We start from the raw sequence: 13615 nt of genomic DNA on the forward strand, positions 1-13615 counted from the left end.
AGAAGCACATGAATGCCCACGACATCCGAACCGCCTTCCAGGGCATGCGCGCCAGCGGCCTGCGGGCCAAGGAGGCCGCCGAAGCGCTGGGCCTGAGCGAAGGCGCGGCCATCGCCGCGCACCGCGGCGCGCACGGCGCGCCGCTGCAGGCCATCGCGCTCAAGCCCGACTGGCTGGGCCTGCTGCAGTCGCTCGAAGCCTGCGGCCCGTTGATGGCCCTCACGCGCAACGAGAGCGTGGTGCACGAGAAGACCGGCGTGTACCAGAAGGTCTCGGCCAGCGGGCCCGTGGGCCTGGCGCTGGGCGAGCAGATCGACTTGCGCCTGTTCTTCAACCAGTGGCACGCGGGCTTCGTGGTGGCCGAGGCGCTCAAGTCGCAGCCCGGCATGGGCACGCCCAGCCTGCAGTTCTTCGACCGCCACGGCGTGGCCGTGCACAAGATCTACGTGCGCGAGCAGACCGACCTGGCCGCGTGGCAGCGCGTGATCGCCGCGCACAGCGACGATCAGCGCGACATCGAATTCGTGGCGCGCGACACGGCCGGCACGGCCTCGCCCCAGCCCCTGGTGGACGCCAACGCGTTCGGCACCGCCTGGGGTGCGATGACCGACACGCACCAGTTCTTCCCGCTGCTCAAGCAGTTCGGCCTGGAGCGCCAGCAGGGCTTTCGCCTGGTCGAGGGCCGCTACACGCACCGCGTGGAAAAGGCGGCGGTGCGCGAGCTGTTGATGGAAGCGGCCTTCGATGGCACGCCCATCATGGTCTTCGTGGGCAGCCCGGGCTGCATCCAGATCCACACCGGGCCGGTGAAGCGCGTGGAGCCGATGGAGATCCAGGGCAAGGCCTGGCTCAACGTGCTCGACCCCGGCTTCAACCTGCACCTGCGCGAGGACCTGATCCAGGACGTGTGGGTGGTCGAGAAGCCGACCAGCGACGGCGTCGTCACCTCGGTGGAGGCCTTCGACGCGCGCGGTGAACTCATGGCCATGTTCTTCGGTGCGCGCAAGCCCGGCCAGAGCGAGCTGCAGGCCTGGCGCCACATCGTCGCGCACCTGCAGGCCGCCGCCGCGGGTCAGCCGAGCGGCGCGGTGACCGCATGAGCACCGCCGCCGCCGCCCTGCAGGCCGTCGAGATCAAGGCCTTCGTGCCGGCGAAGGACTTCGCGCTGTCCAAGCGCTTCTACGCCGACCTGGGCTTCACCCAGCGTTCCGAGGGTGGGGGCGTGGCGTACTTCTGCGTCGGCGACTGTCCCTTCCTGCTGCAGGACTTCTACGAACAGGCGCTGGCCGAGAACCTCGTCATGCACCTGCTGGTGACCGATGTGCACGCCTGGCGCGCGCACGTCGAGGCGCAGGACCTCGCGGGCCGTTACGGCGCGCGCATCACGCCGGTGACGGCGCAGCCCTGGGGCATCACCGAGTTCGTGGTGATCGACCCCTCGGGCGTGTGCTGGCACATCGGGCAGAACACGCCCGGCTTCGCGCCGGTGGGCCGTCTGCCCTGAACGCCTTTTCTCCAGTTTCCAGGGAACCCCCGATGTTCAATTCCTCCTCCCTCTCGCGCCGGCGCGCGCTGCAGGCCCTCTCGGCCATGGCGGCAGCGGGGTCGCCCCTGGGTCTGATGGCGGCCCCCCCTGCACCGCGTCTCATCACGGTGGGCGGCGGCATCACCGAGGTGGTCTACGCGCTGGGCGCGCAGGACCAGTTGGTCGGCACCGACACCACCAGTCTGTACCCGGCGGCGGCGCAGGCCACGCCCAAGGTGGGTTACATGCGCCAGCTCTCGGCCGAAGGCCTGCTCGCGCTGCGGCCCGACGCGCTGATCGCCGGCACCGACGCCGGCCCACCGGTGGTGATCGACCAGCTGCGCAGCGCCGGTGTGCGCGTGGAGCTGGTGGCGTCCGACCACACCTGGGACGAGGTGCGCCGCAAGATCGCCGCCGTGGGCCGCGCCTCGAACCGCGAAGCCGCCGCGCGCGAGCTGCAGGCCCGGCTCGATGCGCGCTGGCAGGCCGTGAGCGCGCGCGTGCAAGCCGCCAAGGGTCCGGGGCCGAAGATCCTGTTCGTGCTCTCGCACAGCGGCAGCCCGCAGGTCTCGGGCGAGAAGACGGCGGCCGATGCGCTGATCCGCTTCATCGGCGCGCGCAACGCGCTCGGCGGTTTCCAGGGTTACCGGCCGATGACGGCCGAGGCCATGGCGCAGGCCGCGCCCGACCTGATCCTGACCACCACGCAAGGCATCGAAGCCATCGGCGGCGAAGCGAAGTTCTGGCAGCGCCCCGAACTCGCGCTCACGCCGGCTTTCCAGCGCCGCACGTCCGCCAAGACCCTGGTGCACCTGGACGCGCTGGAGCTGCTCGGCTTCGGCCCGCGCCTGCCCGAGGTGGTGGGGCGCCTGCACGACCAGGTGGTGAAGACATGAACGCCGTGCGCCACGACCTCGCCAACGTGCGCACGCCCGACCTGCACCGCGCGGTGGCCGACTACACCGAGGTGCTGGGCTTCGAATGCCGGCAGCACATTCCCGGCGTGTGCGCGCTGGTGGCGCACGGCCCGCTGCAGGTGCAGCTCTGGGCCTGCGCCGCCACGCCTGGGCGCTGGGAACGGCCCACGCCGGGCGACCGGGGCTTCGCGCCCGGCCACCACCGCGTCGAGGTGCCGCGCATCCACGTGCTGCACGCCAGCCTGCGCGCGGCCGTGCTGCGCCCCTGCCGCACCGGCCTGGGCGGGCGCAAGCCGCTGCACGCGCACCGCTTCGAAGGCGAGTCGCCGCGCTGGCAGCCCTGGGGCGCGTGGGAACTCACGCTCAGCGACATCGACGGCAACGTGCTGCACCTGATCGACCGCGTGGCCTGGTGGCCCGACGTGTCGGCGCAGCGCCAGCCCGGCGAGCAGCGCATGGAGGACCGCTCGTGAACGCGGCCGCGCCGGCGGTGGCGGCCCTGCGCTGGACGCCGCGCCGCCTCTCCGGCCCGAGCCTGTTGCTCTGTTTGGGCGCGCTGCTGATGCTCACGCTGCTGTGGGCGGCGGGCCAGGGCGCCTACAGCCTGCCGCTGAGCGAGTTGCCGGGCGTGCTGCTGGGCGCGGTGACCACCACCGCGCCCGGCGGCAGCGGCGCCGAGCTGGTGTTCTTCAACATCCGGCTGCCGCGCCTGGTGCTGGGCCTGGCCGCCGGGGCCGGCCTGGGCCTGGCCGGCGCGCTCATGCAGGGCCTGTTCCGCAACCCGCTGGCCGACCCGGGCCTGATCGGCGTGAGCAGCGGCGCGGCGCTCGCGGCGGGCGCCACCATCGTCATGGGCAACCTCTGGTTCCCCGACCTGCCGCGTTCGCTGGGCAGCTGGACGCTGGTGCTCATGGCCTTCGGCGGCGGCCTGGCGGTCACCGTGCTGATCTACCTGCTCTCGCGCGGCGAAGGCGGCACGCGCGTGGGGCTGATGCTGCTGGCCGGCATCGCGGTCAACGCGCTGGCCGGCGCGGGGCTGGGCCTGCTGAGTTTCCTGGCGCACCGACGAACAGCTGCGCAACCTGCAGTTCTGGCTGCTCGGCAGCCTGGGCGGCGCGCGCTGGAGCGCCGTCGCGCTGGTGGGCGGCATCACGCTCGTGGCCGGAGGGATCGGGCTGCGGCTGGCGCGCCCGCTCAACGCGCTCGCGCTGGGCGAGGCGCAGGCGGTGCTGCTGGGCGTGTCGGTCGAGCGCGTGAAGCAGATCGCCATCGTGGTCACGGCGCTGGCCGTGGGCGCGGTCACCGCCACCACCGGCATCATCGGATTCATCGGCCTGGTGGCGCCACACATGGTGCGCCTGGTGGCCGGGCCCGACCACCGCTGGGTGCTGCCCGGCTCGGCCCTGCTGGGCGCGGTGCTGGTGCTGCTGGCCGACGCGGTCGCGCGCACCCTCCTGCAACCGGCCGAGCTGCCGCTGGGCGTGCTCACCGCGGTGGTGGGCGTGCCCTTCTTCCTGCTCCTGCTGCGCGGCGCGCACGGGAGGCGCCTGTGAACGCGCGCCTGCTCGACGCCGACTGGCGCAGCGCCTGCGGTGAACTGCCGGCCGGCGAACGCCCGCTGTGGCTGGACGACGACGAGGACGCCGAACCCGGCATCGACACGCCCGCCCTGGACGAGGGGCAGGGCCTGTGCGCGCTGGACGTGGGCGTGCGCGCCGGCCCCAGCACCCTGCTGCAGGGCGTGCGGCTGCAACTCGCGCCCGGTGAGGTCGGTGCCATCCTCGGCCCCAACGGCGCGGGCAAGTCCACCCTGCTCTCGGTGCTCGCGGGCCTGCGCGCGCCCGACAGCGGCCGCGTGACGCTCAACGGCCTGGCGGTCACGCCCGCGACCGTGCACCAGCTCGCGCGCCACCGCGCGGTGCTGCCGCAGGAGACGGCCGTGGCCTTCGACTTCCGCGTGCGGGACGTGGTGGAGCTCGGTCGCTACCCGCACCACCTGCAACCGTCTCCCAACGAGGCCGCCATCGTGCAGGCCGCGATGCAGGCCACCGGTGTGGCCGGCATGGCCGAGCGCAGCATCAGCAGCCTGAGCGGCGGCGAACGCGCGCGCGCGCAGCTGGCGCGCGTGATGGCGCAGATCTGGGCGCCGCGCGCCGACGGTGCGCCGCGCTGGCTGCTGCTCGACGAACCGACGGCCGCGCTCGACCTGCGCCACCAGCACGAGACCCTGAGCACCGTGCAGCGCTGGGCGCGCGAGCAGGGCGTGGGCGTGCTCGCCGTGCTGCACGACCCCAACCTCGCCCTGCGCTACGCCGACCGCGTGTGGGTGCTCGACGGTGGGGTGCTGCAGGCCAGCGGCCCGCCCGCGCGCGTGCTGCGGCCCGCGCTGGTGCGGCGCGTGTGGCAGGTGCAGGCCAGCACCGTGCGCGCGGCCGACGGCGTGCCCCAGTTGCTCATCGCGGCCGGCGCGCCGCCGTTGCCCGGGAAGGACCGCCCATGACACAGACCCCGCCATCGATCCTGCTCACGCGCCACGACAGCGCGGCCGCGCGCGAGATCGCCATCGAGCACGGTGTGCTGACCCGCCAGGTGGCCGGCCTGCAGCGCCGCGTGGGCGAGCAGCTGCGCGCCCATGCCTTGCGCGTGTCGGCGCTGGAAGACGAGGTGCTGCACCTGCGCGCGCAACTCATCGTCTCGCGCACCAGCCTGCTCTGGGGCCTGGGCGTGGCCGGCGTCATGAAGCCGCTGTCACGCCGCGCCCGCCCGCTGGCCGGGCGCGCCGAAGCCCAGGCGATGGCCGAGGCCAGCAGCGTGATCTGCCAGACCGGTTGTGTGGGCCACGCCCATCCCTGGCTGGAGGCCGACGGCCAGTGCCGCCGCACCGGCCAGGCCTGCGAGCTCTACGCCGGCAGCGCCAGCGAAGCCGCCAAGTAGCGCCGTTTCCGGCAGGAATTGCGCCGACCCTGCCGAAGTTGCGCTGAAGTTCGGTCGCACCCCCTCCAAGGCATTCGCCACGTCGCACGGCTGAAATATCGTCGCTCCCCACACGGGCCCGCCGGGCTTTCGACAAGGAGCAACGCTTTGAATCCGAACCGCCGTTCTTTCACGGGCTCGATGGCCTGCGGCCTGCTGGCCGCGCCGCTCGCCAGCCTGACCTCCCTGGCGCGCGCCCAGGGCAACGACATCGTCATCGGCAGCATCCAGGACATGTCGGGTCCCCTGCAGCCCTTCGGCCGCGGCAAGAGCAACGTGCTCAAGTTCGGCGTGGCCCAGATCAACGCCGCGGGCGGCCTGCTCGGGCGCAAGCTGCGCATCGTCGAGTACGACACCCAGTCCAACAACCAGCTCTACGCCCAGTTCGGCCAGCAGCTCGCGCTGCGCGACAAGGCCGTCGTGGCCTTCGGCGGCGTGACCAGCGCGGCGCGCGAGGTGGTGCGCCCGGTGCTGCGCCGCGCCAACGTGCCCTACTTCTACAACATGCCTTACGAAGGCGGCGTGTGCGACCGCAACACGGTGCTCACCGGCGTCACACCCAGCCATGCGCTGCGCACCATCGTGCCGCACCTCATCAAGCACCACGGCAAGAAGCTCTACGTGCTCGGCGCCGACTACAACTTCGGCCAGCTCTCGGCCAAGTGGATCCGCCGGCTCGCGGCCGAGCACGGCGGCGAGGTGGTGGGGGTCGAACTCTTTCCGATGGACGCGGCCAACTTCAACGCCACCATCGCCAAGATCCAGGCCGCCGCGCCCCACGCGATCATCAACAGCTTCGTCGGCCCGGCGCACGGCAGCTTCTACGGCCAGTGGGCGGCCTCGGGCATGAAGGGCAAGGTGGCCCTGGCCTCGCAGACCTTCGGCGACGTGGGCGAGCACCTGCTGATGCCCAAGGAGATCACCAACGGCGTGATCGTCTGCACCAACTACTTCGAGGAGCTGGACCTGCCCTCGAACAAGGCCTTCATCAAGGCCTACCGCGACGCCGGCAACAAGGACTACGTGAGCAACACCACGATGAACGAGTACGTGGCGCTGCGCCTGTGGGCCGCCGCCGTGGCCAAGGCCGGCAGCCTGGATCGCAACGCCGTGTTGAAGGCGCTGGAGTCGGGTCTGTCGATCGACGCGCCGCACGGCAAGGTGTCGCTGGACGCGGCCACCCACCACTGCAGCTACGACATGTACCTGGCCGAGGTGCGAGACGGCGGCTACCGCGTGCTGGAGAAGGCCAGCGCCGTGACCGCGATCGACATGGTGGGGCAGTGCGACCTCGTGAAGAACCCCGCGACCAACCAGCAGTTCGAGCCCCGGATCTGAGCACCGCATGGAGCACCTCGTCCTGTCCTTCCACCTGCTGTACGCCATCGCCCTGCTGGTGCTCACCAGCCTGGGCCTGGCCATCGTCTTCGGGATGATGCGCGTGGTGAACTTCGCGCACGGCGAGTTCCTCATGATCGGCGGCTACACCCTGGTGCTCTGCGTCCAGGCCGGCCTCAACATCTGGCTCGCGATGTTCGTGATCGCGCCGCTGGTGGTGGGGCTGGTGGGCTACGCGCTGGAGCGGCTCATCATCCGCCACCTCTACGGCCGCATGCTCGACACCATCCTCGCCACCTGGGGCGTGAGCCTGGCGCTCATCGGCCTGGCGACCTGGGCCTTCGGCTTCCAGCAGCGCGGCGTGGTCTCGCCCCTGGGCAGCTTCACGCTCGGCGGCCACCGCGACTCCTGGTACAGCGTGCTCATCATCGGGGTGGCGATCGTGCTGGTCGCGGCCACCTGGTGGGTGCTGCGGCGCACGCGCATCGGCCTGCTGGCGCGCGGCACCATGCAGAGCGCTCCCATGGCCGAGGCCCTGGGCATGAACACCTCGCGCGTGTACGCCTGGACCTTCGCGGCCGGCGCGGCCGTCAGCGGCCTGGCCGGCGCGGTGATGGCACCGCTCACCGGCGCCGTGCCCACCATCGGCACCGCCTACGTCACGCGCGCCTTCATCACCGTGATCACCGGCGGCGCCAACGCCATCACCGGCACGGTGGCTGCGCAGCACCCTGTTCGGCACGCTCAGCGAGGCCGTGACGCGCTGGGCCACCCCGGTGGCCGGCCACGTGGCGCTGCTGGTGGCGGCCATCGTGCTGCTGCGGCTCATGCCCTCGGGCATCACCGGTCGCTTCTTCCGGAGGTCGCTGTGAACTGGGGGCTGCGCAAGTTCCAGCCGCTGCTGTGGGCCGGTGGCCTGCTGGTGTTGTTCGGTGTGGCCGGGGTGGTCGAGCTGGCCGACGCTGGTGAGCCTGAACGTCTACGTGATCCTCTCCATCCTGGCGCTGAGCATGGCGCTGGTCTGGGGCGTGGCCGGCATCTTCAGCTTCGGCCAGTCGGTGTTCTTCGGCCTGGGCGCCTACGCCTACGCGGTGCTCGCGCTGGGCGGCCATGGCAGCGCCGTGGCATTGGCGGCGTCGGTCGCCGTGCCCTGCGTGGGCGCGGCGCTGATGGGTTACTTCCTGTTCTACGGGCGCATCAGCGACGTGTACCTGGGCGTGATCACGCTCACCGCGTCCCTGATCCTGTTCCACCTGGTCAACACCGTCTCGGGCGCGGACTTCCGCCTGGGCGGCGTGGCGCTCGGGGGCTACAACGGCATTCCCGGCGTGCCGCCACCCGCCCTGCCCGGCGGGCAGGAGCTGGACTTCGTGCAGCTCTACCTGCTCTCGGCCGGCGTGCTGGTGCTGGTGTACGCGGGCCTGCGTTGGCTGGTGCGCTCGCGCTTCGGCCAGGCGGTGGCGGCCGTGCGCGAGCACGAGCTGCGCGCCGAGCTGCTGGGCTACGACGCGCGCGCCCACAAGCTGGGGGTGTTCGTCATCGGTGCCGGCATCGCCGGGCTGGCCGGTGCCCTGCACGCGGCCTGGGGCGGCTTCGTCGGGCCCGATGTGTTCGGCATCGGTTTCGCCGCGCAGATCATCATCTGGGCCCAGGTCGGTGGCGTGGGCCTGCTGGCCGGGCCGGTGGTGGGCTGTGTGCTGATCCAGTGGCTCACCACCTGGCTGGGCCAGACCCGGCTGGCCGACACCAACCTGGTGCTGGGTGTGATCTTCGTGCTGTGCGTGCTGCTGTTGCCCGCCGGCCTGCTGCCCTGGTTGCGCCAGCGCCTGCGGCGCGACCCCGGGAGCGCGGCATGAACGCGGTGCAAGTCCCTCCGGTGTGGGCCGTGGACACCGAAAGCCTCACGGTGCGCTTTGGCGGCGTGGTGGCGGTGGACCGGGTGAATCTGCAGGTGGCGCGCGGCGAGCTGCGCTGCCTGATCGGCCCCAATGGCGCCGGCAAGAGCACCTTGTTCAAGACGCTCACCGGCCAGCAGAAACCCAGCGCCGGCCGGGTGCGCATCCTGGGCCAGGACGTGGGGCGCCTGGAGCGCCACCAGATCGCGCGCCTGGGCGTGGGCGTGAAGACCCAGGTGCCCAGCGTGTTCGACGGCCTCACGGTGGGCGCCAGCCTGCGCGTGGCGGCCGGGCGCCACCGCGAACGGCGGCCCGTGGCCGCCGTGGTCGACGAGGTGCTGGAGCAGCTGCGCCTGGGCGCGGTGCGCGACCGCCAGCTCGCCACGCTCTCGCACGGCCAGCGGCAGTGGGTCGAGCTGGGCATGGTGCTGCGCACCGACGCGCAGCTGGTGCTGCTGGACGAACCCGTGGCAGGCATGAGCGAGGAGGAGACCGCGCGCACCGCCGAGCTGATCCTCTCCATCCGCGCCGGGCGCGCGGTGGTGGTGGTGGAACACGACATGCGCTTCGTGCGCCGCATCGCCGACCGCGTGACCGTGCTGCACCGGGGCGCGGTGCTGCGCGACGGGCCGGTGGCCGAGGTGTTGGCCGATCCGGTCGTGCGCGATGTGTATCTGGGTCGTGAGGAGCATGTCCGTGCTTGAACTGCAAGGCGTTCGCGGCGGCTACGGCCGCATCAACATCCTCGACGGCATCGCGCTGCGCGTGGACGACGGCGAGGTGCTCGGCGTGCTCGGCCACAACGGCATGGGCAAGACCACGCTGATGCGCGCCATCGTGGGCGAGATCGCAGTGAGCGCCGGTGAGCTGCGCTGGCAGGGCGAGTCCATCGCGCGCCTGCCGACGCACCGGCGCGTGGCGCGCGGCATCGGCTACGTGCCGCAGGGCCGGCGCATCTTCCCGCTGCTCTCGGTGCGCGAGAACCTGCTGTTCGCCGCTTCGGTGCACGGCGGGCGGCAGGCCATGCAGGTGGTGGACGAGGTGCTGGCCGACTTCCCCGCGCTGCCGCGCCTGCTCGATCGGCCCGGTGGGCTGCTCAGCGGCGGTGAACAGCAGATCCTGGCGCTCGCGCGCTGCCTGTGCACGCGCCCGAAGCTGGTGCTGCTGGACGAACCGACCGAGGGCATCCAGCCCTCCATCATCGAAGACATGGTGCTGCTGCTGCGCTCGCTGCGGCAGCGCCACCGGCTCTCCATCGTGCTGGTGGAGCAGAACCTGGACTTCCTGCGCGCCCTGTCCGACCGCATCGTCGTGCTGGAGAAGGGCCGCACCGTGCGCGAGGCGCGCGCCAGCGACGCCGCCGCGATGGCGGCGCTCGTCGAATCGGCCGAGTTCGCCGGCTGACCGTCAACCCGTTTTTTCAGAGGAACACCATGGCATTCAACCTGCCGAACAAGGACCGCCTGCACCGCCTGGGCGCGCAGCTGGGCATCGACGTGGACGCGGACTATGCGCAGACCGTGCTGGACATGCTGGCGCCGCTGGTGCCCGAGTTCCGGGCCCTGGACCGCCTGCCCAACGAGCCCCTGCCCGTGCACTACCCGCGCGCCGGCGGCAGCCGTCCCGAGCCGCGGGACAACCCCTGGGGCGCCTGGTGGATGCGCACCGACATCCAGGGCGCGGCCCAGGGCAAGCTGGCCGGCCTGCGCCTGGCGATCAAGGACAACGTGCAGATCGCGGGCGTGCCGATGATGAACGGCGCCTCGCTGCTCGAAGGTTTTGTGCCCGACGGCGACGCCACGCTGGTCACGCGCATCCTCGATGCCGGCGGCCACATCGTGGGCAAGTCGGTCTGCGAGTATTTTTCGTTCTCCGGCGGCAGCGCCACCAGCGCCACCGGCCCGGTGGAGAGCCCGCGCAACCCGGGCCACACGCCCGGCGGCTCCACCACCGGCAGCGCGGCGCTGCTCGCGGCGGGCGAGGTGGACCTGGCGATCGGCGCCGACCAGGCGGGCTCGATCCGCATCCCGGCCTCGTTCTCCGGCATCGTGGGCCTCAAGCCCACCTACGGCCTGGTGCCCTACACCGGCGTCATGGGGCTGGACTACACGATCGACCACGTGGGCCCGATGGCGCGCGACGTGGCGGGCGTGGCCCTGCTGCTGGAGGTGATCGCCGGCGAGGACGGCATCGACGGGCGCCAGCGCAACGTGCGCGTGGAGCGCTACACCGAGGGGCTGGACCAAGATGTGAAAGGCCTGCGCATCGGCGTGGTGAAGGAGTCGTTCGGCCTGCCCGAATCGCACCCGGGCACCGACGCGGCGGTGCGCGCCGCCATCGACGCCCTGCGCGCGGCCGGTGCGATCGTGGACGAGGTGTCGGTGCCGTGGCACCGCCACGGCTTCGCGATCTGGAGCGCGATCGCCAACGAAGGCACGTACCACACGCTGTACGGCGGGCAGGGCGCGGGCCACCTGACCACGGGCGCCTACCCGCTCGCGCTCATGACCGCGCTGGGCGGGCTGCGCGAGCGCGCCAACGAGATGCCGCACACGCTCAAGATCGGCATGCTGCTGGGCGCCTACGTGCACCAGCAGTACCAGGGCCGCTATTACGCGAAGGCGCAGAACCTGCGCCGCCGGCTGCGCCAGGCCTACGACGACGCGCTGGAGGGCCGCGACCTGCTGCTGATGCCGACCACGCCGTTTCCCACGCTGCCGATCCCGCCGGCCGACGCGGGCGTGGCGGCCGTGATCCAGCACAGCTGGACCATGCTGGCGCAACACCAGCGCGTTCGACCTCACCGGCCACCCCGCCATCAGCGTGCCCTGCGGCGAGACCGACGGCAAGCCGGTGGGCCTGATGCTGATCGGCCGCCACTTCGACGACGCGCTGGTGCTGCGCGCGGCCGCCGGCCACGAGCGGCTGCACGCCGGCTGATCGGTTCAGGCGTCCTCCATCGCCCGCACCGTGCCCTGGACCACGGAGGACTGGGGCAGCGCGGTCTGCGGCGCGCGGTTCACGTCGAAGCTGAAGACGTCGGGCCGGCTGTAGTGCCCCGCGCCGTCGGCGAAGAACTTGGCGAACGCGATCATGGACAGATCGAGATCGGCAAAGATCACCGCTTCGGTGTCGCGGTGCGGCTCGGCGAGCCATTTGCCGTTGGGTCCCATGAAGCCGCTGATGCCACCGCCCTCGGTGGGGGCGTCCGGGCCCGGCTTCATGCCGAGCCGCTCGACGATCTCTTCCGACACGCGGCCCTGCACCAGGATCACGTAGGTCTGGGCGCAGATCGCATGCGCGGCGGCCAGCGTGGTCGAGTAGTGGTCGAAGTCGCTCGCGTTGGGGTCGCCATGGGTGGCGTTGATGGCCGGCCAGGAGGCGACGTGGATCTGTTCGCCCATGGCCGCGAGCGCATGGCGGTTCAGGTCCATGCTGTGCTCGAAGCAGATCAGGCCGCCCACCTTGGCGAAGCCGGTGTCCACCACGAAGACATCGCGGCCGTCGCCGCGTCCCCACACGGTGCGCTCGGCATTGGTCGGGTGCAGCTTGCGGTGCCGGGCGACCAGCCGCCCTTGCGGCGAGAACCAGGCCATGGTGTTGTACAGCGTGCCGCCCTCCCGTTCATTGACCCCCAGGCAGACCCAGATGCCCACCTCGCGGGCCGCCGCGGCGATCTGGTCCGCCTGCGGGCTCGGGAACTCGATGGCGTTGCGGTACAGCTCCGCGAACAGCGGCGCCGCGTACTTCGAGGTGTGGGACCAGATCCAGTGCGGGTACCCCGGCAGGAAGGTTTCCGGAAAGGCGACGAGGCGGGCGCCGCCGGCCGCGGCCTGCTGGATGAACGCGATCGTGCGTTGAACACCGGCCTCGAGATCGAGGAAGGGCGCGGCGGCATGAACGGCAGCGACGCGCACGGATTCAAAGGAAGTGGTCATGGTGTGAGCCTGTGTGAGAACCCCGCGAACCTTGCGGTGGCCGGATCATCTGCGGGCGGTCCCCAACGGGTCTATCGGAATCGCTTCGCCGTTGTCAAAATCGTTCCATGAGCACACCCTCCCTTCCGTGGCCGGATGATGTCTTTCTGCCCGGCCAGACCCACGGCATCGCGCAGCGCTCGGAAGTTCAGCTCCTGCGGGAGAGCGCATCCCTGCGGTGGCGAGGCCTGTATGCCTCGCTGGTCCAGGAGGCGCCCTGGAGCGCGGACCTGCCGGTGGCGTCGACCGCAGGCATCGCCTACTGCGTGTCGACGGCCAGCCCGGTGGCGCGCACGCTGTCCCGGGTGCGCCGGGAAGCGGTGCTGAGGCCGCGCCAGTTCAGCGTGTTGCCCGGCGCATCCACGAGCCGATGGGCGATCTCGGGCCGCCCCCGCATCCTGCACCTCTATGTCCACGACGCCATCTTTCGGCAGGTGGCCGACGAGCTCTACCGGCGTTCTTCGTCGGTCGGTGAGCTCATCCCCCGGCTGTGCACGCACGACCCGGTGATCGCCCACCTGGCCGAGACCACCCTCGAGCTGCTGTGCGAGGGCGACGCCGCCAGCCCTTACCAGGCCGATCACCTGGCCCACATGCTGGCGAGCCGGCTGCTCAGCCACCATTCCAGCCTGACGCCACGAAAGAGTGCCACGGTCCCCGGGCCGCGCGTGCACCGCTGGCGGCGGCTGCTCGATCACATCGAGGACCATCTGGCGGAGGATCTCTCGTTGGAGGCCATGGCCGAGCGTGCCGGCCTGCCCGCGACCCAGCTGTGGCGGTCGTTCCGCGCGCACCTGGGCACGAGCCCGCACCAGTACATCCTTCTGCGGCGCCTGGAGCACGCCAGGCGCCTGCTGGAAGACGGCACGGAGCCCATCGCCGAGATCGCGGTGCAGAGCGGGTTTTCCAGCCAGAGCCATCTGGCCAGCGCCTTCAAGAAACACTTTCAGACCACGCCCGCCCAGCATCGCCGCCAGCGGCGGGGCTAGG

12 protein-coding genes and 4 pseudogenes are annotated in these 13615 nt (G+C 71.7%); 15 read left to right on the top strand and 1 reads right to left on the bottom strand.

All coding sequences use genetic code 11. The features are described 5' to 3' along the window. Positions 1-8 precede the first annotated feature (8 nt). The 14 genes and pseudogenes from ACFJGX_RS05765 to ACFJGX_RS05830 all read left to right on the top strand — a co-directional run bounded on the left by ACFJGX_RS05765 (position 9) and on the right by ACFJGX_RS05830 (position 11588). Positions 9-1100 carry a hemin-degrading factor gene (locus ACFJGX_RS05765; protein ID WP_382322350.1) on the top strand — a complete coding sequence of 364 codons (1092 nt, stop codon included), beginning with the start codon at positions 9-11 and terminating at the stop codon, positions 1098-1100. Beyond that, the gene (locus ACFJGX_RS05770) at positions 1097-1504 is read left to right on the top strand and encodes a VOC family protein (RefSeq protein ID WP_382322349.1); all 408 of its coding nucleotides are present in this window, start codon (positions 1097-1099) and stop codon (positions 1502-1504) included. The genes ACFJGX_RS05765 and ACFJGX_RS05770 overlap by 4 nt, the downstream gene beginning before the upstream one ends. Before the next feature lie 32 nt (positions 1505-1536). After that, positions 1537-2421, top strand: a complete 885-nt coding sequence (locus ACFJGX_RS05775) for a hemin ABC transporter substrate-binding protein (protein WP_382322348.1) — start codon at positions 1537-1539, stop codon at positions 2419-2421. Next, positions 2418-2915, top strand: coding sequence for a hypothetical protein (locus tag ACFJGX_RS05780; protein WP_382322347.1), 498 nt, complete (start codon positions 2418-2420; stop codon positions 2913-2915). The genes ACFJGX_RS05775 and ACFJGX_RS05780 overlap by 4 nt, the downstream gene beginning before the upstream one ends. Further along, positions 2912-3995, top strand: a pseudogene (locus ACFJGX_RS05785) (FecCD family ABC transporter permease). The gene ACFJGX_RS05780 and the pseudogene ACFJGX_RS05785 overlap by 4 nt, the downstream one beginning before the upstream one ends. A gap of 194 nt (positions 3996-4189) precedes the next feature. After that, positions 4190-4942: pseudogene (locus ACFJGX_RS05790) on the top strand (heme ABC transporter ATP-binding protein); the annotation flags it as partial. Continuing rightward, positions 4939-5376: a hypothetical protein gene (locus ACFJGX_RS05795; RefSeq protein ID WP_382322344.1), complete on the top strand. Its 438-nt coding sequence runs from the start codon at positions 4939-4941 to the stop codon at positions 5374-5376. The pseudogene ACFJGX_RS05790 and the gene ACFJGX_RS05795, both read left to right, overlap by 4 nt. 147 nt (positions 5377-5523) lie before the next feature. Continuing rightward, positions 5524-6753, top strand: coding sequence for an ABC transporter substrate-binding protein (locus ACFJGX_RS05800; RefSeq protein ID WP_382322343.1), 1230 nt, complete (start codon positions 5524-5526; stop codon positions 6751-6753). Between the two features lie 7 nt (positions 6754-6760). Continuing rightward, positions 6761-7429: pseudogene (locus tag ACFJGX_RS05805) on the top strand (branched-chain amino acid ABC transporter permease); the annotation flags it as partial. A 289-nt stretch (positions 7430-7718) separates the two neighbouring features. Beyond that, a complete protein-coding gene (locus ACFJGX_RS05810; protein WP_382322342.1) occupies positions 7719-8609 on the top strand; it encodes a branched-chain amino acid ABC transporter permease in 891 nt (296 codons plus the stop codon). Then, positions 8606-9352: an ATP-binding cassette domain-containing protein gene (locus tag ACFJGX_RS05815; protein ID WP_382325780.1), complete on the top strand. Its 747-nt coding sequence runs from the start codon at positions 8606-8608 to the stop codon at positions 9350-9352. The genes ACFJGX_RS05810 and ACFJGX_RS05815 overlap by 4 nt, the downstream gene beginning before the upstream one ends. Beyond that, positions 9345-10052, top strand: a complete 708-nt coding sequence (locus ACFJGX_RS05820) for an ABC transporter ATP-binding protein (protein WP_382322341.1) — start codon at positions 9345-9347, stop codon at positions 10050-10052. Before ACFJGX_RS05815 ends, ACFJGX_RS05820 begins: the two co-directional genes overlap by 8 nt. A 29-nt stretch (positions 10053-10081) precedes the next feature. Further along, a pseudogene (locus ACFJGX_RS05825) lies at positions 10082-11371 on the top strand (amidase); the annotation flags it as partial. Between the two features lie 100 nt (positions 11372-11471). Next, positions 11472-11588: a hypothetical protein gene (locus ACFJGX_RS05830; protein ID WP_382327987.1), complete on the top strand. Its 117-nt coding sequence runs from the start codon at positions 11472-11474 to the stop codon at positions 11586-11588. Between the two features lie 5 nt (positions 11589-11593). On the opposite strand, the gene ACFJGX_RS05835 is transcribed toward ACFJGX_RS05830, so the two are convergent. Further along, a complete protein-coding gene (locus ACFJGX_RS05835) occupies positions 11594-12586 on the bottom strand; it encodes a carbon-nitrogen hydrolase family protein (RefSeq protein ID WP_382322339.1) in 993 nt (330 codons plus the stop codon). A 107-nt stretch (positions 12587-12693) separates the two neighbouring features. Here ACFJGX_RS05835 and ACFJGX_RS05840 point away from each other — a divergent pair, with 107 nt between their 5' ends. Continuing rightward, a complete protein-coding gene (locus tag ACFJGX_RS05840; RefSeq protein ID WP_382322338.1) occupies positions 12694-13614 on the top strand; it encodes a helix-turn-helix domain-containing protein in 921 nt (306 codons plus the stop codon). Position 13615 lies beyond the last annotated feature (1 nt).

Origin of the sequence: Hydrogenophaga sp. UC242_50 (assembly GCF_042697355.1) — a bacterium.
Classification (GTDB): domain Bacteria; phylum Pseudomonadota; class Gammaproteobacteria; order Burkholderiales; family Burkholderiaceae_C; genus Hydrogenophaga.

Bases quoted from the DNA above. Each gene is read 5' to 3' on its own strand.
- ACFJGX_RS05765 (WP_382322350.1), top strand. From the start codon at position 9: ATGAATGCCCACGACATCCGAACCGCCTTCCAGGGCATGCGCGCCAGC.
- ACFJGX_RS05770 (WP_382322349.1), top strand. From the start codon at position 1,097: ATGAGCACCGCCGCCGCCGCCCTGCAGGCCGTCGAGATCAAGGCCTTC.
- ACFJGX_RS05775 (WP_382322348.1), top strand. From the start codon at position 1,537: ATGTTCAATTCCTCCTCCCTCTCGCGCCGGCGCGCGCTGCAGGCCCTC.
- ACFJGX_RS05780 (WP_382322347.1), top strand. From the start codon at position 2,418: ATGAACGCCGTGCGCCACGACCTCGCCAACGTGCGCACGCCCGACCTG.
- ACFJGX_RS05795 (WP_382322344.1), top strand. From the start codon at position 4,939: ATGACACAGACCCCGCCATCGATCCTGCTCACGCGCCACGACAGCGCG.
- ACFJGX_RS05815 (WP_382325780.1), top strand. From the start codon at position 8,606: ATGAACGCGGTGCAAGTCCCTCCGGTGTGGGCCGTGGACACCGAAAGC.
- ACFJGX_RS05835 (WP_382322339.1), bottom strand. From the start codon at position 12,586: ATGACCACTTCCTTTGAATCCGTGCGCGTCGCTGCCGTTCATGCCGCC.
- ACFJGX_RS05840 (WP_382322338.1), top strand. From the start codon at position 12,694: ATGAGCACACCCTCCCTTCCGTGGCCGGATGATGTCTTTCTGCCCGGC.